Origin of the sequence: Mesorhizobium sp. M0983 (genome assembly GCF_040318975.1) — a bacterium.
Taxonomy (GTDB): Bacteria; Pseudomonadota; Alphaproteobacteria; order Rhizobiales; family Rhizobiaceae; genus Mesorhizobium.
This window is the reverse complement of sequence record NZ_JAMYNH010000003.1, coordinates 100,110-121,709: the sequence shown is the minus strand read 5'-3', so window position 1 is coordinate 121,709 and position 21,600 is coordinate 100,110. Positions and strand designations below refer to the sequence as shown.

28 protein-coding genes are annotated in these 21,600 nt (G+C 63.0%); 17 read left to right on the top strand and 11 right to left on the bottom strand.

The features are described from left to right. Nucleotides 1-26: 26 nt before the first annotated feature. Complete coding sequence (locus tag NKH71_RS07095; protein ID WP_023678480.1) at nucleotides 27-230, bottom strand: YdcH family protein; 204 nt, start codon at nucleotides 228-230, stop codon at nucleotides 27-29. A gap of 241 nt (nucleotides 231-471) precedes the next feature. Here NKH71_RS07095 and NKH71_RS07090 point away from each other — a divergent pair, with 241 nt between their 5' ends. From NKH71_RS07090 to NKH71_RS07060, 7 genes are all read left to right on the top strand, one after another. Further along, entirely contained in the window at nucleotides 472-651 is a 180-nt protein-coding gene (locus NKH71_RS07090; protein ID WP_023678481.1) for a YdcH family protein, read from the top strand. A 204-nt stretch (nucleotides 652-855) separates the two neighbouring features. Next, entirely contained in the window at nucleotides 856-2,109 is a 1,254-nt protein-coding gene (gene ispG / locus NKH71_RS07085; RefSeq protein ID WP_352480886.1) for a flavodoxin-dependent (E)-4-hydroxy-3-methylbut-2-enyl-diphosphate synthase, read from the top strand. A 4-nt stretch (nucleotides 2,110-2,113) separates the two neighbouring features. Beyond that, on the top strand, nucleotides 2,114-2,968 hold the full coding sequence (locus tag NKH71_RS07080; RefSeq protein WP_023720984.1) for a lytic transglycosylase domain-containing protein: 855 nt from the start codon (nucleotides 2,114-2,116) through the stop codon (nucleotides 2,966-2,968). Between the two features lie 174 nt (nucleotides 2,969-3,142). After that, nucleotides 3,143-4,339 carry a phosphoglycerate kinase gene (locus NKH71_RS07075; RefSeq protein WP_352894697.1) on the top strand — a complete coding sequence of 399 codons (1,197 nt, stop codon included), beginning with the start codon at nucleotides 3,143-3,145 and terminating at the stop codon, nucleotides 4,337-4,339. A gap of 140 nt (nucleotides 4,340-4,479) precedes the next feature. Beyond that, complete coding sequence (locus NKH71_RS07070) at nucleotides 4,480-5,505, top strand: class I fructose-bisphosphate aldolase (protein WP_352480884.1); 1,026 nt, start codon at nucleotides 4,480-4,482, stop codon at nucleotides 5,503-5,505. Nucleotides 5,506-5,656: 151 nt separating this feature from the next. Beyond that, entirely contained in the window at nucleotides 5,657-6,394 is a 738-nt protein-coding gene (locus NKH71_RS07065) for a DUF899 domain-containing protein (protein ID WP_023720981.1), read from the top strand. A gap of 85 nt (nucleotides 6,395-6,479) precedes the next feature. Continuing rightward, nucleotides 6,480-7,211, top strand: coding sequence for an SGNH/GDSL hydrolase family protein (locus NKH71_RS07060; RefSeq protein WP_352788788.1), 732 nt, complete (start codon nucleotides 6,480-6,482; stop codon nucleotides 7,209-7,211). Nucleotides 7,212-7,329: 118 nt separating this feature from the next. On the opposite strand, the gene NKH71_RS07055 is transcribed toward NKH71_RS07060, so the two are convergent. Further along, nucleotides 7,330-7,491, bottom strand: a complete 162-nt coding sequence (locus NKH71_RS07055) for a hypothetical protein (RefSeq protein ID WP_352480883.1) — start codon at nucleotides 7,489-7,491, stop codon at nucleotides 7,330-7,332. A 203-nt stretch (nucleotides 7,492-7,694) separates the two neighbouring features. On the opposite strand from NKH71_RS07055, the gene NKH71_RS07050 reads away from it, so the two are divergent. The 3 genes from NKH71_RS07050 (at nucleotide 7,695) to NKH71_RS07040 (ending at nucleotide 9,143) form a co-directional block, all read left to right on the top strand. Further along, entirely contained in the window at nucleotides 7,695-7,862 is a 168-nt protein-coding gene (locus tag NKH71_RS07050) for a hypothetical protein (protein WP_352788789.1), read from the top strand. A gap of 135 nt (nucleotides 7,863-7,997) precedes the next feature. Next, nucleotides 7,998-8,405, top strand: a complete 408-nt coding sequence (locus NKH71_RS07045) for a hypothetical protein (RefSeq protein ID WP_023720978.1) — start codon at nucleotides 7,998-8,000, stop codon at nucleotides 8,403-8,405. Nucleotides 8,406-8,423: 18 nt separating this feature from the next. Further along, nucleotides 8,424-9,143, top strand: a complete 720-nt coding sequence (locus NKH71_RS07040) for a helix-turn-helix transcriptional regulator (protein WP_023678491.1) — start codon at nucleotides 8,424-8,426, stop codon at nucleotides 9,141-9,143. Between the two features lie 61 nt (nucleotides 9,144-9,204). Here NKH71_RS07040 and NKH71_RS07035 read toward each other — a convergent pair whose 3' ends face one another. The 3 genes from NKH71_RS07035 to NKH71_RS07025 all read right to left on the bottom strand — a co-directional run bounded on the left by NKH71_RS07035 (nucleotide 9,205) and on the right by NKH71_RS07025 (nucleotide 11,538). After that, on the bottom strand, nucleotides 9,205-9,900 hold the full coding sequence (locus tag NKH71_RS07035) for a DUF1013 domain-containing protein (protein WP_352480882.1): 696 nt from the start codon (nucleotides 9,898-9,900) through the stop codon (nucleotides 9,205-9,207). A 354-nt stretch (nucleotides 9,901-10,254) separates the two neighbouring features. Further along, nucleotides 10,255-10,395, bottom strand: coding sequence for a DUF1127 domain-containing protein (locus NKH71_RS07030; protein ID WP_023720976.1), 141 nt, complete (start codon nucleotides 10,393-10,395; stop codon nucleotides 10,255-10,257). A gap of 132 nt (nucleotides 10,396-10,527) precedes the next feature. After that, nucleotides 10,528-11,538 carry an NAD(P)H-quinone oxidoreductase gene (locus NKH71_RS07025; protein WP_352788792.1) on the bottom strand — a complete coding sequence of 337 codons (1,011 nt, stop codon included), beginning with the start codon at nucleotides 11,536-11,538 and terminating at the stop codon, nucleotides 10,528-10,530. Between the two features lie 124 nt (nucleotides 11,539-11,662). On the opposite strand from NKH71_RS07025, the gene NKH71_RS07020 reads away from it, so the two are divergent. The 3 genes from NKH71_RS07020 to NKH71_RS07010 all read left to right on the top strand — a co-directional run bounded on the left by NKH71_RS07020 (nucleotide 11,663) and on the right by NKH71_RS07010 (nucleotide 13,519). After that, nucleotides 11,663-11,857 carry a DUF1192 domain-containing protein gene (locus tag NKH71_RS07020; protein WP_023720974.1) on the top strand — a complete coding sequence of 65 codons (195 nt, stop codon included), beginning with the start codon at nucleotides 11,663-11,665 and terminating at the stop codon, nucleotides 11,855-11,857. A gap of 95 nt (nucleotides 11,858-11,952) precedes the next feature. After that, a complete protein-coding gene (locus NKH71_RS07015) occupies nucleotides 11,953-13,200 on the top strand; it encodes an MFS transporter (RefSeq protein ID WP_352480880.1) in 1,248 nt (415 codons plus the stop codon). A gap of 31 nt (nucleotides 13,201-13,231) precedes the next feature. Further along, the gene (locus NKH71_RS07010) at nucleotides 13,232-13,519 is read left to right on the top strand and encodes an ArsR/SmtB family transcription factor (protein WP_023720972.1); all 288 of its coding nucleotides are present in this window, start codon (nucleotides 13,232-13,234) and stop codon (nucleotides 13,517-13,519) included. A gap of 147 nt (nucleotides 13,520-13,666) precedes the next feature. On the opposite strand, the gene NKH71_RS07005 is transcribed toward NKH71_RS07010, so the two are convergent. After that, a complete protein-coding gene (locus NKH71_RS07005) occupies nucleotides 13,667-14,323 on the bottom strand; it encodes a glutathione S-transferase family protein (protein ID WP_352480879.1) in 657 nt (218 codons plus the stop codon). 61 nt (nucleotides 14,324-14,384) lie between these two features. Further along, complete coding sequence (locus tag NKH71_RS07000; protein ID WP_352480878.1) at nucleotides 14,385-15,251, bottom strand: alpha/beta fold hydrolase; 867 nt, start codon at nucleotides 15,249-15,251, stop codon at nucleotides 14,385-14,387. Between the two features lie 97 nt (nucleotides 15,252-15,348). Here NKH71_RS07000 and NKH71_RS06995 point away from each other — a divergent pair, with 97 nt between their 5' ends. The 3 genes from NKH71_RS06995 to NKH71_RS06985 all read left to right on the top strand — a co-directional run bounded on the left by NKH71_RS06995 (nucleotide 15,349) and on the right by NKH71_RS06985 (nucleotide 16,712). Further along, complete coding sequence (locus tag NKH71_RS06995) at nucleotides 15,349-15,873, top strand: winged helix-turn-helix transcriptional regulator (RefSeq protein WP_023720969.1); 525 nt, start codon at nucleotides 15,349-15,351, stop codon at nucleotides 15,871-15,873. A gap of 76 nt (nucleotides 15,874-15,949) precedes the next feature. Next, nucleotides 15,950-16,180 (top strand): hypothetical protein, encoded by a 231-nt coding sequence (locus NKH71_RS06990; RefSeq protein WP_023720968.1) that lies wholly within the window; start codon nucleotides 15,950-15,952, stop codon nucleotides 16,178-16,180. A 100-nt stretch (nucleotides 16,181-16,280) separates the two neighbouring features. Further along, nucleotides 16,281-16,712: a GlcG/HbpS family heme-binding protein gene (locus NKH71_RS06985; protein WP_023720967.1), complete on the top strand. Its 432-nt coding sequence runs from the start codon at nucleotides 16,281-16,283 to the stop codon at nucleotides 16,710-16,712. A 10-nt stretch (nucleotides 16,713-16,722) separates the two neighbouring features. Here the strand turns inward: NKH71_RS06985 and NKH71_RS06980 are convergent, their stop codons facing one another. The 3 genes from NKH71_RS06980 to NKH71_RS06970 all read right to left on the bottom strand — a co-directional run bounded on the left by NKH71_RS06980 (nucleotide 16,723) and on the right by NKH71_RS06970 (nucleotide 18,403). Further along, nucleotides 16,723-17,124: a hypothetical protein gene (locus NKH71_RS06980; protein ID WP_023720966.1), complete on the bottom strand. Its 402-nt coding sequence runs from the start codon at nucleotides 17,122-17,124 to the stop codon at nucleotides 16,723-16,725. 198 nt (nucleotides 17,125-17,322) lie between these two features. Next, entirely contained in the window at nucleotides 17,323-17,505 is a 183-nt protein-coding gene (gene rpmF / locus NKH71_RS06975; protein ID WP_006203806.1) for a 50S ribosomal protein L32, read from the bottom strand. 139 nt (nucleotides 17,506-17,644) lie between these two features. Next, entirely contained in the window at nucleotides 17,645-18,403 is a 759-nt protein-coding gene (locus NKH71_RS06970; protein ID WP_031194544.1) for a transglycosylase domain-containing protein, read from the bottom strand. Between the two features lie 79 nt (nucleotides 18,404-18,482). On the opposite strand from NKH71_RS06970, the gene NKH71_RS06965 reads away from it, so the two are divergent. Further along, nucleotides 18,483-19,400, top strand: coding sequence for a polyprenyl synthetase family protein (locus tag NKH71_RS06965; RefSeq protein ID WP_352640176.1), 918 nt, complete (start codon nucleotides 18,483-18,485; stop codon nucleotides 19,398-19,400). 178 nt (nucleotides 19,401-19,578) lie between these two features. On the opposite strand, the gene NKH71_RS06960 is transcribed toward NKH71_RS06965, so the two are convergent. Continuing rightward, nucleotides 19,579-21,468 carry a potassium/proton antiporter gene (locus NKH71_RS06960; protein WP_023720962.1) on the bottom strand — a complete coding sequence of 630 codons (1,890 nt, stop codon included), beginning with the start codon at nucleotides 21,466-21,468 and terminating at the stop codon, nucleotides 19,579-19,581. Nucleotides 21,469-21,600 lie beyond the last annotated feature (132 nt).

The window sequence follows — 21,600 nt, the reverse complement described above, 5'->3', positions numbered from 1 at the left end:
TTCAGCAGGCCAGCGCCGGCGTCCATTCAAGCGATAATGTCTGGAATGATCTTGTCTTCCAGCGCCATCAGCCTGTCCTTCAGGAAAAGCTTCTTTTTCTTCATGCGCTGGATCTGCAGCGGGTCGCAATTCATGGCGATCATCGCATTGATGGCCGCGTCGAAATCGGCGTGTTCCTGCTTCAGCCGGGAATATTCGAGGCGGATATCTGCCTGTTCCTGATCGGACATTTTTACCGTCTGCACGTCTGCGGCGCCCAAACTATGGGCCTGATTGGGCGGGACCGGGGGTCTTCTTGCACCGGCGCGCAGCCCATACCACATTTCATATTGTCGTGGAATGCTACCACGCAGCATTCGACATCGGTGCGCGATGGTGGCACACTGTCATTATGCCGTCACAGAAGCGAGCCTGCGGTGGACGTGCCATGACGGCTGCAATCCGAGGAAACCATGAAAGGGAGAACCAATCATGTCTCTTGCATCCCATCTTGATGAGCTGCAGCGGAAACACGGCGACATCGAACGCGAAATCGACGATGCGATGACCCATCCGTCGGTAGACGACCTCGAAATCGTGAATCTCAAGCGGCGCAAGCTGGCGCTCAAGGACGAGATTGAAAAACTGAAGGCGAAACCGACGACGCACTGACGCCCATCCAGGACTAGCTGCGCCGCCTGGCGCGCGATTTCTTTCCGGTGGCATGTCTCTATGCTGCCGGAAACGCTTATGGATTTGCGGCAAGCTGCCGTCTTGTCATTTCCGATTTGCTAGGTCTGCGCGCCAGTCGCCATTGACAAGCCATCTTTGCTCCTCCACCTCATGCCCGGACCTTCAAGATTAAAGGCAGCCGGCATGACCGGATATTTTTCCTCACCCTTCCCGCGCCGCAGGTCGGTCGGTGTCGACGTCGGCGGCGTGATGGTCGGCGGCGGCGCCCCAGTCGTCGTCCAGTCGATGACCAACACCGACACGGCCGATGTCGACCAGACGGTGGCGCAAGTGGCGGCACTGCATCGCGCCGGCTCCGAGATCGTGCGCATAACGGTCGATCGCGACGAAAGCGCTGCCGCTGTGCCGGCCATCCGCGAGCGACTGGAGCGGCTCGGGATCGACGTGCCGCTGGTCGGCGATTTCCATTACATCGGCCACAAGCTCCTGGCCGATCATCCGGCCTGCGCTGAGGCCTTGGCCAAGTACCGCATCAACCCCGGCAATGTCGGTTTCAAGGACAAGAGGGATCGGCAGTTCGCGGCGATCGTCGAGATGGCGATCCGATACGACAAGCCGGTGCGCATCGGCGTCAACTGGGGTTCGCTCGACCAGGAGCTGCTGACCCGGCTGATGGATGACAACCAGGCCCAAGGCTTTCCGCTGACCGCGCAGGAAGTGACGCGCGAAGCGATCGTGCAGTCGGCGATCCTGTCGGCCGAAATGGCCGAAGAGATTGGCCTTGCGCGCGAGAAAATCATCCTCTCGGCCAAGGTCAGCGGCGTGCAGGATCTGATCGCCGTCTACACCGAGCTCGCCACCCGTTCCAACCATGCGCTGCACCTCGGCCTGACAGAGGCCGGCATGGGCTCGAAAGGCATTGTCGCATCATCGGCTGCGATGGGCATCCTGCTCCAGCAAGGCATCGGCGACACCATCCGCATCTCGCTGACGCCGGAGCCGAACGGCGACCGCACACGCGAAGTGCAGGTGTCGCAGGAGCTGTTGCAGACCATGGGCTTCCGGCAGTTCGTGCCGATCGTCGCCGCCTGCCCGGGCTGCGGCCGCACGACCTCGACCGTGTTCCAGGAGCTTGCCCAGAACATCCAGGCCGACCTGCGCAAGAACATGCCGGTGTGGCGCGAACAATATCCCGGCGTCGAGAACCTCAAGGTCGCGGTGATGGGTTGCATCGTCAACGGTCCGGGTGAATCCAAACATGCCGATATCGGCATTTCGCTGCCCGGAACCGGTGAGACGCCGACCGCCCCGGTGTTCGTCGACGGCAAGAAGGCGGCGACCCTGCGCGGCCCGTCGATCGCCGCGGATTTCGAGAAAATGGTTTCCGACTACATCGAACGGCGGTTTGGCCAACACGGCAAAGCCGCGGCGGAGTAGTTCGATGCGGCGTTTGCTTGGGGCGACGCTGGTTGTCATTTGCTGGCTGGGCTGGGCGACAGCCGTCCAGGCCGATCCGCCGCGGCCCGCCAAGCAGAAGCTGATCGATCGAGTTTGCGATCTTATCGAGACGCATGCCGACCAGAACGGCCTGCCCCGGGATTTCTTTGCCCGGCTGATCTGGAAGGAGAGTCGCTTCGATCCCAATGCGGTCAGCCCCGTCGGTGCGGAGGGTATCGCCCAATTCATGCCGGGTACCGCCAAGATGCGCGGGCTCGCCAATTCGTTCGATATCGAGCAGGCTATCCCGGCCTCGGCAAAATACCTCGCCGAAATGAAGACCGGCTTTGGCAATCTGGGCCTCGCCGCAGCCGCATACAATGCCGGCGAGAGCCGGGTGACGCGCTGGCTGAATTCCGGCGGCTTCTTGCCGATGGAGACCGAAAGCTACGTTTTGGACGTCATGGGCGAGCCGGCCGACAGGTTCACCGATGCCGCGTATGCCGGCGTCATCCGGCCGCTCGACAAGAAGGCGAGCTTCGCTGCCGCCTGCCGCACGCTGCCGGTGATCATGTCCAGAACCGTGCCGATGTCGTCGATCAACATCAAGCCATGGGGCGTGCAGGTGGCCGGCAATTTCCGCCGCGCCGCGGCGCTCAATCAGTGGAGCAATGTGAAACGGCGGTTTCCAGCCTTGCTCAGCGGTCGCAATCCGGTGGTCAGCCGGGTGCGCACACCGATCGGCAGGCGCGGCATCTATGCGGTGCGGATCGGCGCCGACACCAAAGCCAAGGCCGACGATATTTGCCAGAAGCTGCACAGCGTCGGCGGCGCATGCATTGTGGTGCGCAACCGGTAAAGCCATATGTCGGCGCGTTTCGCGCCGTTGCTGCCCATCTCGCTCCCGCTGGGCGCTTCATCTTCGACACGCGATCACATTTTCCGTGAACCCTTAAGCAGAACCGTCAGGCAGGTCTTGCATCGTCGTTGATGCGGGGTAAGGTCCCCGCGATTTTTCGCGAAAGGGATCAGCATGGCCGACTTCAAGACACTGGACGACATCGGCAATATCAGCGGCAAGCGTGTGCTGGTGCGTGTCGACCTCAACGTTCCCGTCACTGAGGGCAAGGTCACCGACGCCACCCGCATCGAGCGCATTGTACCGACCATCGCCGAGCTGTCCGGCAAGGGCGCCAAGGTCATCCTGCTTGCACATTTCGGTCGTCCCAAAGATGGACCGGCGCCGGAATTCTCGCTCGAGCCGATCGCCAAGGCGACGGCGGACGTGCTCGGCCGTCCGGTTGGCTTTGCCACCGACTGCATCGGCGACAAGGCCGCGAGCGCCGTCGCCGCCATGGAAAGCGGCGATGTGCTGCTGCTCGAGAACACCCGCTTCTACAAAGCCGAGGAGAAGAACGACCCGGCCTTCACCGAAAAGCTCGCCGCCAACGGCGACATCTTCGTCAACGACGCCTTCTCCGCTGCGCACCGCGCCCATTCGTCGACGGAAGGGCTGGCGCACGTGCTGCCGGCCTTCGCCGGGCGCACCATGCAGGCCGAGCTCGATGCGCTGGAAAAGGGCCTCGGCAATCCCGTCCGCCCGGTTGTCGCCATTGTCGGCGGGGCCAAGGTCTCGACCAAGATCGACTTGTTGATGAACCTGGTGAAGAAGGTCGACGCGCTGGTCATCGGCGGCGGCATGGCCAACACGTTTCTCGCGGCACGCGGCACCGACGTCGGGAAATCCTTGTGCGAGCACGATCTCGCGACCACCGCCAAGCAGATCATGATCGAGGCGGCCGAGGCCGGCTGCGCCATCATCCTGCCCGCCGACGCCGTTGTTGCCAGGGAGTTCAAGGCCGGTGCCGCAAGCGAGACCGTCGCCATTGCAGACGTACCAGCCGACGGCATGATCCTCGATGTCGGCGCGAAAACCGTGAAAACCATTGCCGAATGGATCGACCGTGCCTCGACGTTGGTCTGGAACGGGCCGCTCGGCGCCTTCGAGATCGAGCCGTTCGACCATGCGACGGTGGCGACGGCCAGGCACGCGGCAGCGCGCACCAAGGCCGGCAGGCTGGTCTCGGTGGCCGGCGGCGGCGATACGGTGGCCGCCCTCAACCATGCCGGCGTCAGGGATGAGTTCACCTATGTCTCGACGGCCGGCGGCGCTTTCCTCGAATGGATGGAAGGCAAGCCCTTGCCCGGCGTCGACGTCTTGAAGCGCTGAGCGCGGCGTTAATAACAGCGCGAAGCAGTGCGCTCGCGATTTTCAATCGATTCGCGCTTCTCCGACGAAAGGGTTCGACTTGAACCTGCGTTGCTCTGGTGGTCTGCTGGGTACGGGTCAATTCTTTCAGGAGAAGCACGATGAGCGAACGTCTCGAGGACATTGCCGCCGCGATGGTGGCCAACGGCAAGGGCCTGCTGGCTGCCGACGAGAGCTCCGGCACTATCAAGAAGCGCTTCGACGTCATCGGCGTCGAGTCGACCGCCGACAGCCGCCGCGACTATCGCGAGATGATGTTCCGCGCCAGCGATGCAATGACCAAGTACATTTCCGGCGTTATCCTCTATGACGAGACCATCCACCAGAAGGCCGCCGACGGCACGCCGCTGGTCGACATCATCAAGGCATCAGGCGCCATTCCCGGCATCAAGGTCGACGCCGGCGCCAAGCCTCTGGCAAGATTTCCCGGCGATACCATCACCGAAGGCCTGGACGGCCTGCGCGAACGCCTCGCCGACTATTACAAGCTTGGCGCCCGCTTTGCCAAATGGCGCGCGGTAATCGACATCGATGTTGCCAAGGGGGTGCCTTCCGCCACCTCGATCGGCTCGAATGCCCATGCGCTCGCCCGTTACGCCGCGCTTTGCCAGGAAGCCGGCATCGTGCCGATCGTCGAGCCGGAGGTGCTGATGGACGGCGCTCATGACATCGACACTTGCTACGAGATCAGCAAGGCGACACTGACAAAGCTATACACCGAGCTCTATGCGGCCCGCGTCGTCCTCGAAGGCACCATCCTGAAGCCAAACATGGTTCTCGCCGGCAAGAAATCGGGCAAGGTCACCAGCCCCGACGAGGTCGCCGAAAGGACGATAAAACTGTTCCGCGAGACGGTGCCAGCCGCGATCGGAGGCATCGCCTTCCTTTCGGGCGGACAATCGGACGAGCAAGCGACCGCCAACCTCAACGCCATCAACGCCATCGGCCCGCATCCGTGGAAGCTGACCTTCTCCTACGGCCGCGCCTTGCAGGCCGCTCCGCAGAAGGCCTGGAGCGGCAAGGCGGCGAACGTCGCCGCCGCGCAGGCCGCCTTCGCCCATCGCGCCCACATGAACCATCTGGCAGCGCTTGGACAATGGCAGCCGTCGCTGGAGCAAGCCGCTTAACCGAATCCATCTTGCGTTTCTCCCGACCCGGGCCACGTGCCCGGGTTTTGCTTGAAAGCAGCAAGGGCTGCAATTTTCTTGCAACTGAAATGCAGCTCGGTGTCGGCATTCCTCGCTGCCGAACGTCCTCCGTGAAAAGAGGAGCAGACCTATGCCAAACAACAAGACCGTTTCGCAGGAAGACTGGTTCCAGGCGCACAAGGCGCATCTGGCGCGCGAAAAGGAATTGACGCGCTTTCGCGACCGCGTCGCCGCCGAACGCCGCGAATTGCCATGGCTGAAGATCCGCAAGGACTACGTCTTCGAGACCGAGCAAGGGCCAAAGAAACTGCCCGACCTGTTTGGCGGCAACAGCCAGTTGATCGTCTACCATTTCATGTTCGGGCCGGGCGCCGATTATCGTTGCGAGGGCTGCTCGTTCCTTGCCGACCACATCGACGGCGCCAACCAGCATCTCAGGCACCACGATGTTTCGCTTGTCGTGGTGGCGCGGGCGCCGCTGGCCGAGCTTCTGCCCTACAAGCAGCGCATGGGCTGGAAATTCGACTGGGTGTCGTCCTACGCCTCGGACTTCAACTTCGATATGCAGGTGTCATTCACCGACAAGCAGATCGCGGCCGGCGACACGACCTACAATTTCGAGCGGCGCGCGCGGAGATCGAAGGACCTTCCCGGCACCAGCGTGTTCTATCGCGACGAGAAAGGCGACATCTTCCTGACTTTCATCTCGCGCTCCAGAGGCGGCGATCCGCTGATCGGCGCCTATCACTATCTCGACCTGACGCCGAAAGGCCGCAACGAAACCGGGCCGCATCATAGCCTCGCCGACTGGGTGCGGCTGCATGACGAGTATGAAGACCAATCCGGGACGCATGACTGCTGCCATTGAGGCGACAGGCTGTCGCTGCAAGGTCGTTCACCTTCAGTGCAACATGCGCTAAGTGCTGTTCGCTGTGCCCTAAAAGGGATTTGCCATGCGGCGCTTTCCGACCCTTCTCACCTGGCTCGCCTTTCCGGTCTATGTCTGGCAAGGACTTGGCGTGCGTCGCCGCACCACCCGCATACTGCCGGCACAAGGTCCGGTCATGCACGAGATATCAGGCCAGGCGCCGGCAATCTCGCTGCTGGTGCTCGGCGATTCCTCCGCCGCCTCAGTCGGCATCGGCAATTCCGAAAACGGATTGGCCGCGCAACTGGCCGTTCTAATTGCGCAACGCACCGGCCGCACCGTGCGCTGGCGGGCAGCCGGCTTCAACTCGGCAACCTCTGGCCAGATCCGCGATCATGTGCTGCCCAATCTGTCGGCCGATCCGTGGACGCATATCGTGCTCGCCATCGGCACCAACGACACCAAGAATTTTCATTCGGTACCGCGCTTCAAGCGCGATTTTGGCGGCCTGCTCTACGCGCTGCGCGCCAAATGGCCGGAGGCGCGCGTGGTGTGGTCGCCGGTGCTGGAGTTCACCCGGGCGCCGGCAATGCCGCCGCTGCTCGGCAAGATCCTCGAGATCCGCGCCGGCGAGATGAACCGGATGGGCGAGCGCCTTTGCCTCGAGCGCGGCGCCATACCGGCGCCCCGCCTGCCGATCACTGACGCCGAGGCCGGCTTTGCGTCGGATGGATTTCATGCTTCGGAAGCCGGCTACCGCGCCTGGGCGGAACATCTGGCCGGCTTGGTGCTCGCCAACGAACCGGGCGTCGCGTAGCGGCTGCCGGCACTAAAGCGCGTCGCGTTCGATTGGCCTCATGCGGCGGCGCTTTAGGTTCTTTGTTTTATGCATGTCGTCGGCGCAAAACCGCTGCACACCTTTTGCGCGACATGCATTACGTCCAGTGCCCGAGCACCGCCGTAACCGAAATCGCCGCCATAGCCAACAGCGCCAGCTTCCAGAAATCGCTGCGCCGCTTCAGCCCCGGCCAGCCGAGCGGCTTGATGAGCTGGATGACCATCATGGCGATGATGACGAGCGCGAGAAGTTTCGACATGCAGCCTTTGATCAGCATCGCGGCTGGCTGTCAAAGCGGCGCCACGATCGCGGTCTTTCCACCGCGGCACGCCTCTTTTCAGCACTGTTCGATCACTTCGGTGGACAAATCGGAACGCCGGTCGCGAGAGCCGCACCCTCCTGACAGACTGCTGTCAGTAGGGGTGTGCGATAGTGCCTGCATCGAAAGAGAGGAGACCAGCCATGAACGGTTTTACCATTCTGCGTAGCGTGCAGCACTATGTCGACAAGATCCGGACGATGCGCAATGAGATCCGCACCCAGCGTTTCATGAACACCCTGCCGGCGGACATCCGCAAGGATATTGGCTGGCCGGACATGTATGGCGACCGCCACAATGGCGGCAATTGAGGCAATCTTTCTGCCCGGCGTTTGGATGCGGCCCGGCGATAAACAGGCATGCTGAAGCCTCCTGACAGTATGGTGTCAGGAGGCTCGTGCCATAGTGGGATGGCCGTCAGAGACGGACGGCCGAGAGGACGATCGATGAAAAGCTGGACCGACAGGCTGAACACGCCTGGCATCAACGGCATAACACCGTCGCCACGCACCATCGCTGATGTCGTCGAAGGCCAGCCGATGCTGGTTCCCACAGCTCGCCAGGTCGATGCATTCATCTGCGCCATCCCCGAAGGCATGGATATGGATATCCGGGCTTTGCGCACCGCGCTCGCCATCGAGCACGGTGCCGAGGTGACATGTCCGGTCACCATCGGCTATCATCTGCGTACCGTCGCCGAGGCCGCCAACGAGGATCTTGAGCGTGGCATGGCGCTGGGCGACATTGCGCCGTTCTGGCGGGTGCTCGACGCAAGCACGCCGACAACGAGGAAACTGTCCTTCGGCGCGGCCTCCGTCGCCGCGCAGCGCAAGCGCGAAGGGCTAGAGCAATAGACGCCGAGGGACCATACGATGCGCCGCGCCGACAGGCTCTTCCAGATCGTGCAGCACCTGCGCGGTGGCCGTCTGGTCACCGCCCAGAAGCTGGGCACGTGGCTCGAGGTTTCCGAGCGGACCATCTATCGCGACATCGCCGACCTGCAGTCGACCGGCGTGCCGATCGACGGCGAGGCCGGTGTCGGCTACATGATGAGGGAGGGTTTCGACCTTCCGCCGCTGATGTTCACGCGTGACGAGATCGTCGCGCTGGTCGCCGGCGCCCGCATGGTGCGCGCCTTTGGCGGCGCGGCCATGGCGCGAGCCGCCGACGAGGCGCTGGTCAAGATCGGCGCCGTGCTGCCCGACGCCGAAAAGGACCGCATCGCCCGCACCGAGATCCACACGCCGATGTGGGTGGTAAGCGACGCCGCCCGCGAAGCCATCGACCTGATTGAGCGGTCCATCGAGAAACGTCAGGTGCTGACCATCGACTATTCGGATGAGGCCGGCCGCAGCACCGCGCGCGACATCCGCCCACTCGGCCTGTGGTTCTGGGGCAAGGTGTGGACCTTGGTCGCCTGGTGCGAGATGCGCGGCGATTTCCGCGCCTTCCGCATCGACCGCATCGCCTCCGTGGTCATCGCCGGCCGCACCTTCAAGCCGGAGCGCGGCAAGCAGCTCGCCGATTTCTACCGCGCGGTGGAACGCAGCGAGGACTACGGCATGGCACCGGACCGGGCGGCGCGAAGCTGACACGGAAGATCGAAAAAAAAGCCCGCTTGAAAGCGGGCTTTTTGTTTTGGATGCGAGACCTCTATTCCTCTTCGCCCGTATCCTTGTCCTTCGACTTCAGCGCCGAGAGCTTGGCGAAGACGGCGTTGGCGTCGAGTTCGCGATCCTCGTCCTTTGGCTTTTCCGGCGCCGGCACCAGCCGTTCGGTCAAGGCGGCCGGCAGCAGCGTATCGCCGACCGGCTGCGCCTGCTCGCGGCCGCGCGAGGCGCGGTTGATTTCCATGTCGAGGTCGATCTGCGACGTCAGGCCGAGCGTCACTGGATCCATCGGCTGGAGATTGGCGGAGTTCCAGTGTTTTCTGTCGCGGATCTGGTCGATCGTCGACTTCGTCGTGCCGACAAGGCGGGAAATCTGCGCATCCTTGAGCTCGGGATGGTTGCGCACCAGCCAGAGGATGGCGTTGGGCCGGTCCTGGCGCTTGGACAGCGGAGTGTAGCGCGGACCCTTGCGCTTGGATTCCGGCACCCGCACCTTGGGGTCGGAGAGCTTCAGCCGGTGGTTCGGGTCCTTCTCGGCGCGCGCGATCTCGTCGCGAGTGAGCTGGCCGGTCATGATCGGGTCCATACCCTTGATGCCTTGCGCAGATTCGCCGTCGGCGATCGCCTTGACCTCAAGCGGATGCAGTCCGCAGAACTGCGCGATCTGCTCGAAGGAAAGCGCTGTGTTGTCAACCAGCCAGACGGCGGTCGCTTTTGGCATCAGCAGCGTATTGGCCATTACAAAAATCCTTCTCGTTCGCCCGCGTTCCCGCGCGGGCGGTGGTTTACAGCCACCAAAATGGGAAAATCGCGGTCTATATAACTGCTCACTCGCCATTTCGCAATGTTTTTGGCAGGCGCGCGTCAAGGACGGCATGGCGGCGCGACCAGCAGACCGCGAAGGGTCGGCACATGAAGCCATGCAGTCGAAAGCTTCAAAAAGACAAAGCCCGCCAGACCAAGGTCGGGCGGGCTCGGAACCGGCGACGGAAATCCGTCTGCTACGGCTCTGGCTTCTAAGGCTTGATCCCGAACCGCGGCTCGGCGTTGCGGAAAAGCAGCGCCCGGTCTTCGGACAGGATCGTGCTCGAGATCAAAGCCCTTGGCGGGCGATTCTCTCTATGTCGCCGCGGTTGATGCCGAGATCATTGAGCTGACGAGCGTTCAGCCGGTTCAGTTCGCGCACGGTTTCGTTGTACATGCGCCAGTTACGGAAAGCGCGGATCGGGTTCATGGTAGTCCTCCATCGTTTCGATGCCGCGTAAATAGGCATCGGCGATGAAAAATTGAACAGACGCTTTTGCATGGCGGCAATGCGTTTGTTGCATTGCACCATTAAGCCTTCGTTCAGCCTGTTTACCGGCCGTCAGGCGACATCGAGCACAATCTTGCCAATGTGCTCACCCTCCTCCATCCGCTCATGCGCCCGCCAGGCTTCCTTGAGCGGGAAGATCGTGTCCATCACCGGTGCAACCTTGCGCGTGCCGAGCAGCGGCCAAACCTGCGCCTCCAGCGCAGCCGCGACCGCCGCCTTGAACTCCACCGTGCGTGGCCTGAGCAGCGAACCCGTGTGCACGAGCCGCTTGGCCATGACTTTGAAGAAATCGGCGCTCGCCACCGCTCCGCCCTGCGTCGCGATCTGGACGATGCGGCCCTCCACGGCCGCAGCCTCGTAGTTTCGCGCGACATAATCGCCGCCGACCATGTCGAGGATCACGTTGGCGCCCTTGCCGCCGGTTGCCTCCTTGACCGCGGCGACGAAGTCCTCCTCGCGGTAGTTGACCGTCCGGTCGGCGCCGAGCTTGAGGCAGGCGTCGCATTTCTCCTTGCTGCCGGCGGTGGTGACGACATAAGCGCCGAAAGCGGCAGCAAGCTGGATCGCCGTCGTTCCGATACCCGATGAGCCGCCATGCACGAGCAGCGTCTCGCCGCTCTTCAGGCCGCCGCGCTCGAAGACATTGTGCCAAACAGTGAAGTAGTTTTCCGGCAGCGCCGCCGCTTCGGTGTAGGTAAAGCCGGCGGGCAGCGGCAGCACGCTGCCGGCATGAACCTTGACATATTCGGCATAGCCGCCGCCCGCCGTCAGCGCGCAGACCCGGTCGCCGACGCGCCAGCGCGATATCTCGTCGCCGAGGGCGGCGACTTCGCCCGCCGCTTCCAGGCCCGGCAGATCCGACGCACCCGGCGGCGGCGGATAGGCGCCCTTGCGCTGCTGCACGTCGGGCCGGTTGACGCCGGCGGCACGCACCCGGATCAGGATCTCGCCAGGGCCGGGTACCGGCACGTCGCGGGTTTCCGGTTTCAGCACCCGCGGCCCGCCCGGCTCCGAGATGGCGATCGCCATCATCCTGGTCGGAATTTTCTGTGCGTTCGCCATGAATTTTCCCGTCGTGTTTCGCCGGTTTCTAGCGCCAGCTATTGCCGGCCATTTGCATCCATACCCCTGCCCTATGTATGCTCATTGGCAAATCAGGCAAATGGGCAATCACGGAGGAGCGACGATGGCGGTCTTCGACGACGAACCCAAGAAGAAAGCGCGCCCGCACGAGATCGGGCAGGATCTGTCGCTGCTTTCTGTCGATGAATTGTCCGAGCGGATCGGCATCCTGCGCGGCGAGATCGCCCGGCTGGAAGCCGAGCTCATGACCAAGGGCTCCACCAAGTCGGCGGCAGAGGCGCTGTTTCGCCGCGGATAGTACTGCGGGCAATTCCAAAAGCTCGGGCACGCCGCCGAAAAGCCCGAATGCCGCTGTCTCCAGACCTGTGCCCCGAACCCCAGCCGGATTGAACAATGTTCGCAAGCTACAGACCGATCCTCTCGCTGCTGCGCGGCACCGCGTTCCTGCTGGCGGCATCCGGGCTGCACGGGCTGCTGTTGCCGCTGCGCGGCCAGGTGGAGGGCTTCTCGACCGCATCGCTCGGCCTGATGGGCACGGCTTGGGCCGGCGGCTTCGTCACCGGCTGCTTCTTTGCGCCACGCATCGTGCGCCGCGCCGGTCATGTCAGGGCTTTCGGCGCCTTTGCCGCATCGGGAGCGATCGTCGCACTGCTCACCGGCCTGATCATTGATGAATATACCTGGATCCTGCTGCGCGCCTTCACCGGCTTCACCATGGCCGGTGCTTTCATGGTCATCGAAAGCTGGCTGAACGAGAAGGCCACCAACGAAAACCGCGGCACCGTCTTCGGCCTCTACATGATGGTCACCTATGCCTCGATCATGGGCGGTCAGATGATCGTTGCCGGCGGCGATGTGAAATCGGCGTCGCTATTCATGATCACCGGCATTCTGTTTTGCCTATCACTGATCCCGACGGCGGTCTCGACGGCGTCGCACCCCAAGCCGCTGCAGGACGTGTCGCTTGACGTCAAAGGGCTCTACGTCAATTCGCCGGTGTCGGCGATCGCCTGCGTGCTGATCGGCATCGCCAACGGCGCCTGGGGCACGCTTGGTGCCGTTTATGGAGCTCGCATCGGCATCTCGACGGCCGAGATCGCGCTCATGATGAGCCTGGTGGTCATCGCCGGCGCCGCCATGCAGCTTCCGGCCGGGCGGCTCTCCGACACGACGGACCGTCGTTTCGTGCTGGCGGGCGCGGCTTTCGGCGCTGCGCTGTTCGCCATCGCCATCTTCCTGTTCGAACCGCGCTCCGGCGTCTTCGTTATCGTCTGCACCGCCGCCTACGGCGCCTTCGCCTACACGCTCTATTCGATCGCGGTGGCGCATGCCAACGACCATGCCCGATCGGAAGACTTCGTCAAAGTGTCGGGCGGCCTGCTGCTGCTTTATGGCTTCGGCACGATGATCGGCCCGCTGCTGGCCGCCGGCCTGATGGGCTGGATGCGTCCCGAGGGGCTGTTCCTGGCTACTGCGTTGGCGCATCTCTGCCTGGCCGCCTATACGCTGCTGCGCATCAGCCGTCGCGCGCCGGTGCCAATCGAAGGCCGCGATGCCTTCAAGACCCAGCCGGCCGACCGCTCGGTGACGCCGGAAGCGTTGCGGCTCGACCCGCGCAGAAAAGCTGAAACCGACGGTTGAGATTCGAGACGCTTTGCCCCACAAATAAGGCATGATGCTTTCCGACGCCTTCATGGCGATTGCCGATCCCAACCGGCGCTATCTCTTGGAAGAGCTCCGGCGCGGACCGAAGACCGTCAACGAACTGGCCTCTGGCTTGCCGGTGTCCCGCCCGGCCGTTTCGCAGCATCTGAAGGTGCTGCTTGATGCCGGGCTGGTCAACGCCAAGCCGGAAGGCACCAGGCGCGTCTATACGGTCAGCAATGCCGGCTTCCTAAAGCTCAACATCTGGCTCGACCAGTTCTGGGATGCAGAGCAGCTCGGTTCACCCGGAAGCTGAGAGGCGTCGTCCGCGCGTCGGGCAGCTCGTGCAGCCTCGGGCCTGGAGCAATTCCAGGAAAAGTGTGAAACGGTTTTCCGTCCGGAATTGCGCAAAAAACAAAAGGATCGAGCGGTTCGGCGTTTCCGTGAAACGATGAACCACTCTCTAGCCGTTGTTGTAGGGGAAGAGCTTGAAATAGGGCTGCGCTTCCTCGATCACACGGGCAACCGACGGGCGCCGCAGCAGCCGGTCGTGATAGCGCCTCACCGCAGGATATTTGTCGCCGAACGGCTCGACCTTGTTAGCGTAGAACAGCGCGGGGGCGGCGGCGCAGTCGGCCATGGTGAAGCTCCCGCCCACCGCCCATGTCCTCGACTGCATGTCCTGTTCGATGACGGCGTAGGAGCTGCGCAGCTGGGCGCGCGCCTGCTCGACGCCGAACGGATCGGTCTTGCCCTCCGGCCGCAGCCGGTCGCCGACGATCTTCTGCATCGGTTCCTGGACGTAGAAGTCATAGAAGCGGTCGGCGAGCCGGGTCTGGCGAGCGAGATCGACATCGGCGGGGATCAGTTCGGCCGGCCCAGGATAATACGCGTTGAGATATTCGATGACGATTGTCGATTCCGGCACGGTCCGATCCAGCGCTTCATCACGCAGTACCGGCATCTTGCCGAGCGGCCACAATTTCAGAAACGCCGCGCGCGACTGTTCATTGCCGAGATCGACGACAACGGATGTGAATGGCGTGCCGTTCTCATAGAGCGCGATCAGCGGCTTCCAGCAGAAGGAGGCCAGTGGATGAAGATGCATAGTCAGGGACATTGGTTGTCGTTCCTTGGGTGGTTCGTCTCGCGGAAATTCGGTGTTGAGGTCAGGCTTGGTACTATTTGGCTTGGCTGTGGGTGACGATGGCATCGATGATCGCGGCCCAGTCGTCGGGATGCAGCTCGTGGCCGCCGCTCTCGATCCGGACCAGCCTTGCGCCGGCGACCGCGTCGGCAAGAGCGGCGCCATGCTCGACTGGAAAGATCGGATCGTCGGTGCCGTGGATAACGAGGAGCGGGATCTTCATCTCGTGCAGCCGCCCCGTCCAGTGCTGGCCGCTCCGATCTTCGCCGCTCCCATCTTCGCCGCTCTTGAGCATGAAATGATTGGTGGCGCTTAGAAAGCCGCCGGACCGGTCGTAATCCTGTTCGACGAAAGCCCGCGTGCGCTGCTCGTCGAATGAGCGTGCGGTGCCGGTGAGCGCATACGCGTCCTTGACGATGAAATCGACCGCCTGGCCACGGTCAGACCAGTCGACCTTCGCGCCTTCGTCCGAATGTTTCCTGTAGGCCTCGGTGGTTCCGGGCAGATGCGACGTATCAATGCCCAAGGGCGAGCTGCTGATCACCGTAAGCGAAGTGACACGCGACGGGTATTTCAACGCAACGAGCTGCGCAATCACGCCGCCCATCGACATGCCGACCACGTGCGCCTTTCGGATTCCCTGGTCGTCAAGGACGCGGATGGCATCGTCCGCCATGTCGTCGAATGTATAAGGCGGCTCGCCCGGCGCGTATTTCGTCGAACGGCCGGTATCGCGATTGTCATAGCGGACCACGAAGCGACCCTCGCCGGCCAGCTTCCGGCAAAACGCTTCCGGCCACCAGAGCATGGAAGCCATGGCGCCCATGATCAACAATACCGCCGGATGTGCCGGATCGCCGAACGTCTGGGATACGATTTCGGGGTGTTCGGCGTTTCTCATGGCTTTCCTCCTCGGGTCGCGAATCTGATTGCAATTTGCAATCGGTTGCACGATATTAAAACCGATACGATAATGCAACCGGTTTTTGGAGATTCGCATGAACATCGATCGCCGGTCCGGATGTCCGATCAATCTGTCGCTCGAAGTGTTCGGCGATCGGTGGAGCCTGATCATCCTTCGCGACATCATCTTCGGCGGCAGACGCCACTTTCGCGAGCTGCTCAATGGCTCGATGGAGGGCATCGCCTCCAACATCCTCGCCGACCGGCTGAAACGGCTGATGGAGCTCAGCATGCTGACCAAGGCGGACGATCCCTCCCACAAGCAGAAGGCGATCTACAGCCTGACCGAAATGGCTATTACGCTGGTGCCGATCCTGGCGCATCTCGGCGCCTGGGGCCGCGTCTGGCTCCCGGTCAGCGAAGAGCTCTCTATCCGTGCCGAGCTTCTGGAAAAAGGCGGCCCGCCGATGTGGGATAAGTTCATGAACGAGTTGCGCCACGAGCATCTAGGTGCGTCTCCCGCCCCATCTGGACCCACCGTGCGCGCGACCTTGCAGGCCGCATACGATGCGGTGATCGCCCGCAATGCGGAGCGAGTCGGGTGCGATCCGGCGCCATGACCAACTTATTTTCCCAATTGCGGGCTGGCTCTGCTATCAAGGGACTGAAGATAATTTACCGGATTGGATAACGCTCTTGGTCGAGAACTCTAAGGACACTGCCCGTGCGCGGGCCGATTTGCGTTTCAAGAAACAGGAAGAGGCAGCCACGGTGCGCCAGAAGGCCATGGCGGAATATGTCGCCGAGAGCGACGCTCGCCAGGCCAAAACCAACAAGCTGCGGGCGCTGCGCCTCGCCAAGGAAGCGGAAGACCTGGCCAATGCGCCTCCGGCGCCGGTGAAGAAGTCCCGCGCCAAGAAGAAATAAGCCGGCGCTCCTTGGATCGCATTGCTTCGTTTCGTACGCGGAACAGTTTTCACCGCGATCTGTTCTGCCGGTTGATAACTGGCGCGTTTAGGAGGCGGCCATGACCGCACTGACGCTCGACAAAGCCCTTGAGATCATCGCCGCCGCCTTTGCCAAGGGTGCCGAGCTCAAGCTCAGGCCGCTTGGCGTCTCGGTGCTCGATGCCGGCGCCCATCTGGTCTCGTTCCAGCGTCAGGACGGCGCCTCGTTCCTGCGTCCGCAAATGTCGGCCGGCAAGGCCTATGGCGCGCTCGCTATCGGCATGGGCTCGCGCCGGGTGGAGGCTTTCGCCAAGGAGCGCCCGCATCTGATAGCCGGCGTCTCCGACGTGTCGGGCGGACGCGTCCTGCCGGTCGTCGGCGGCGTGCTGATCCGCGATAAGGCTGGCACGATCATCGGCGCCGTCGGCATTTCCGGCGATACGTCGGACAATGATGAAACGGCAGCCATCGCTGGCATCGAGGCGGCTGGCTTCACCGCCGACCCGGGCTGAGCCGGAATCCTTAATTCATGTTGATGTCGCGGCTGGCCGACCGCATCGACACCGAAAAGCCGGCCAGCACGTCGATCAGTGCTATGACCATCAGTGTGAAGAAAACGGAATGGGCGGCGCCCTTCACCAGCAGGAATTCGACCAGATAGGCCACAAAGACGAAGGTCGACAAAAGGTGGTCCATGATCGAGGCATTTGTCGTTCGCGTCGACTTCACCACTTCGACGAACAAGAAGATCAATGCGATCAGCACGATGAGATCGCCGAGGGTCATCGAGAACACCCCGCCCGACATCATCCGGACCGAAAACATTTCGGTCGCCCACGGGTCGTCGCCGCTGCCGAATATTCCCAGAAGCCCGAGATTGTAGAGAATGAAAGGCACGATCAGCAGCGGAATGGCACCGAACATGTGGCGGCTCCGGTTGGACTGATCTTTGTAGAGTGCGCCCGGCGTTCGCCGTCAAGAATTTTCGTGCGGCCCATAAACACGGACAAAGACGGCGTGAAACAACAATGTCAGCCCCGGTCGACACGATCAGTTGTCGACGAACGCAAAAAGACCGGCCAGTGGCCGGTCTTTTGCAATAATAAACCGTCGAAAGCTGTCTCAGCTTTCCTTCGGCTCCAGCACCTGGCGACCGCGATACATGCCGGTCTTCAGGTCGATATGGTGCGGACGGCGCATCTCGCCGGAGTTCTTGTCCTCGACATAGGTCGGGGCCTTCAGTGCGTCGGCGGAACGGCGCATGCCGCGCTTCGACGGAGAGGTTTTTCGTTTCGGAACGGCCATGGATATGCTCCACTACATGGTCAAAACGCCCCGGCGGCCCTCGTGAAAGGGCCACGTCAGGGGCCGGAATCTGAGAAAGTCGGCTGCCTATACACGCCCGATGGCGTTTTGGCCAGCGTCGCGGTGTTTTTTTTTGACACTATCGCAGGCAGCCGACATAGGCGCCGGCGCGGCCCGCGCGCCGTTCGATCAACGCGGCAAGCCGCCTCAGTCCCGGCCCGGGCTTCGCCGGATTGCGCACGATCGGGTTCGGCAAGGTGACGGCAAGCAGCGCTGCCTGTCGGCGCGACAGCTGTTTTGCCGAGACGCCGAAATGATGTTGGGCGGCGGCCTCGATGCCGTAGATGCCCGGTCCCCATTCGGCGATGTTGAGGTAGATCTCCATGATCCGCCGTTTCGACAGCACCGCATCGAAATAGACGGCCAGCGGCAGTTCGACGACCTTACGGACCGAGCCCAACGGCCGCGACCATAGATAAAGGTTCTTTACCGTCTGCATGGTGATGGTCGAGGCGCCACGCGTCATCTCGCCGGCGAGCGCATCGTCGACGACGCCGCGCAACTCGCCTAGATCGACGCCGCGATGGAAACAGAACTGCCCGTCCTCCGACATGATGACCGAATATGCCAGCACCGGCGCCACATCGTCGATAGAAACCCAGCGCCGATCGTAGCCGGAAAACGTCGCCAGGTCCTTCAGCATCAATGTCGAAACCGGGTGCACGAATGACGGCAGGTACAGAAAGGTCAGCACCACCGGCATCAGCGCCAGCACGATGGCGACAGCGATGCCGCGCCGGACCCAGCGTTGAAGACCGATGCGGCTGCCGCGTCTCGGTCTCGCCATGTCCAACCCTTCGGTTTCGTGATCGACGATCGGTTCCGCCAAGCCACCCAATCCGCGCTACTCCCTGCCCCCGGCATAATGGCGCTTGGCTTCTTGCGCAATGTCTGAGTGTCGGCTACCGCTCCCGACCATGACGAAAGACGACCAAATGGCGTTCGAGGCTGCACTTATTGCCCGGGCAGTTCCACTCGAGGCGCTGCTGAGGCGGTTGCTCGACGGGCGCACGCTTTCAGGCGAGATCGCGCGGCCGGAACGCCTGATGGCCGCGATGCGACATGGCGTGCTGAACGGCGGCAAACGACTGCGCCCCTTCCTGGTCATGGAAAGTTCTGCACTGTTTTCAGCCGACGTCGAGCCGGCGCTGCGCGTCGCGGCGGCGCTCGAATGCGTGCACTGCTATTCGCTCATCCATGACGATCTGCCGGCCATGGACGATGATGATTTGCGCCGTGGCCAGCCGACCGTGCACAGGGCTTTCGATGAAGCGACCGCCATTCTTGCCGGCGACGCCTTGCTGACGCTTGCCTTCGACATCCTTGCCGACGAGGCGACAATGCTGCCGGCCGAGCGCAGGGCAGCGCTGGTGCTGGCGCTGGCCCGCGCCGCAGGGGCCGGCAGCATGGTCGGCGGCCAGATGCTCGATCTCGAGGCCGAACAAAGCCGGCCGGACGAGGCTGGCATCATCCGGCTTCAGGCGATGAAAACCGGTGCGCTGATCCGCTTTGCCTGCGAAGCGGGCGCCATCCTTGCCGGCGCGCCGTCGCGCGACCGCGAAAGGCTGGCCGAATTCGGCTCGGCGATCGGGCTTGCCTTTCAGCTTGCCGACGATCTGCTCGACCTGACCGCCGACGCGCATCAGATGGGCAAGGCAACCGGCAAGGATGCCGCGGCCGGCAAGGCGACGCTGGTCGCGCTGCACGGACCGGACTGGGCGCGGGACCAGCTCCATGGCCTCGTCGACCAAGCTCATGCGCTGCTCGAGCCCTATGGCGAACAAGCCGCGCTTCTGAAACAAGCGGCGCAGTTCGTTGCGGCCCGCAACAATTAAGCTGCCCCCTATGGCGCGCCGTACAGCCACGGAGAATTGGCGACTGTTCGGCCAGATGCCCTCGCAGCCGGCCGATCGGGATGATTTCCGGCGATGTCGGACCACATGGACTCGCCACGCCAGTTGCCGAACCATTCTTCAGCCTCGCGGCAGGGCTCCGCGGCTCGGGTCGACGCGGTCAGCCTTCGCCAGTTGTCTTTTCCACCACGGGCTGCGGAACCGGTTCCATTTCGGCCACCGCCTCGACCGCTCGCGCTTCGGCCGGCTTGCGCCGGTTGCGGATGAAGGCGGCGATACGGTCGCGGATTTCGCCGGCGCTGAGGAACACCGGAACGCGTGCCACCGGCGCGGTCGGCTCGAAGGATAGGCCAAGGCCGGTGATCCTGCCCTTGTCGTCGACGTCGCGGACGATCAGCTCGATCGGACCGAGCAGCACGCGGTCGGCATATTCGGCGTGGCCGCCGAGCCGCGCCGTGACCAGATCGCCAATGGTGAGCTTGCGTTCCGCTTCGGTCAGGCCCGGCGCGTAGGCGGTCTCCAGTTCCTCGGCGGAGCGTGACGGATCGACGGCAAAGGCGCCGAAGAAATCCGCATCCTCGGGATCGACCACGGCACGGCTGGCGAACAGCTTGTCGAGCAGGCGCGGATAGCGGTCCGGCACGAAGATGTAGACATGATCGCCAGCCGCCAGCCGGCCCATATCCTGGAAGCGCATCGAGCGTCCGTCTCGCAGCACAAGCGACGGCCGCGCCCAGCGCGGAATGCGTTCGCCCCGCGCCACCGGGCTGCCGGGTGCCACACGGTAGGCAAGAAGCTCATGATGGGCGGAGCCCGGCAGTTCCAATTCGACCTTGTCGAGCGGTCCCAGGCGGGCCGGCACGATAAGGCCGAGGCGGCGCGCCAGCGGCCCGACGGTCCATCCCTGGATGACCAGAGAGACCAGCACGATGATGAAGGCGGTGTTGAAGATGAGGCGGCCGTTCTCAAGACCGCCGAGCAGCGGCGTGATAGCAAGCAGGATCGACACGGCGCCACGCAGGCCAACCCATGAGACAAAGGCGACTTCCGGGCGTGGCAGACGGAACGGCACCAGGCATAGCCAGACGGCGACTGGCCGTGCGACAAATATCAGGAACAGTCCGAGCAGCACCGCCGGCACCAGGATCGCCGGAAATTGCGAAGGCGTCGCGAACAGGCCGAGGATCAGGAACATGATGATCTGCGCCAACCACGACATCCCGTCCTGAAAGCGCTTGAGGATGGTGACAGCCCGGATATCGGAATTGCCGGCGATCAGGCCCGCGAGATAGACCGCCAGGAAGCCGGAGCCGCCGACGGCGCCGGCGGCGGCAAACACCATCAGCGACAGCGTCAGCACGAAGATCGGCAGCAGGCCGTGATCTAGATTGAGGCGATCGACAAGGCGCACGATGGCCATGCCGCCGAGAATACCGATGACCGCACCGAGCCCCATGTTGACAAGGAAACCGACGGCAAGATCGGTAACCAGCACCTTGGCCTCGGGGTGGGTGTTGGCGGCGATGACCTCGACCAGCGTGATGGTCAGGAAGATGGCGATCGGGTCATTGGTGCCGGATTCCACCTCGAGCGTCGAACGCACGCGCTCGCGCAAATTGATCTCGCCGGCGCGCAGCAGGAAGAACACCGCCGCGGCGTCGGTCGAGGCGACGGCGGCACCGAGCAGGAAGGATTCCAGCCATGTCAGGTCGAGCAAATAATAGGCGGCGGCGCCGAACAGGCCAGTGGTCAAAAGGACGCCGAAGGTCGCCAGCGACAGCGCCGGCCCGGCCGCCTGCCGCAAGGCATTGAGCGGCGTGCCGAAGCCGGAATCGAAAAGGATCACCGCCAGCGCCAATGAGCCGGCAAAATAGGCAAATCGGGCATTGTCGAAATGGATTCCGAGACCGTCGGTTCCGGTGGCAAGGCCGATGCAGAGAAACAGCAGCAGGAGGGGGGCGCCGAAACGGAAGGCGATCAGGCTCGAAAACGCGGCGGCAACGACAAGTGCTGCGCCAACGAGCGTCACCAGATAGATACCATGCTCCATTCGTTGGTCGCCCCTAGTCGATATGCTCCGGCATCACGGGAGAGTGGGGCGAAGACATGGCCGCTGCAAGGCAGCAGCGCGGCTTTTCGCCCTACGCTGCCGATAGTCGAATGTTTTGGCACCTCCGAGCAG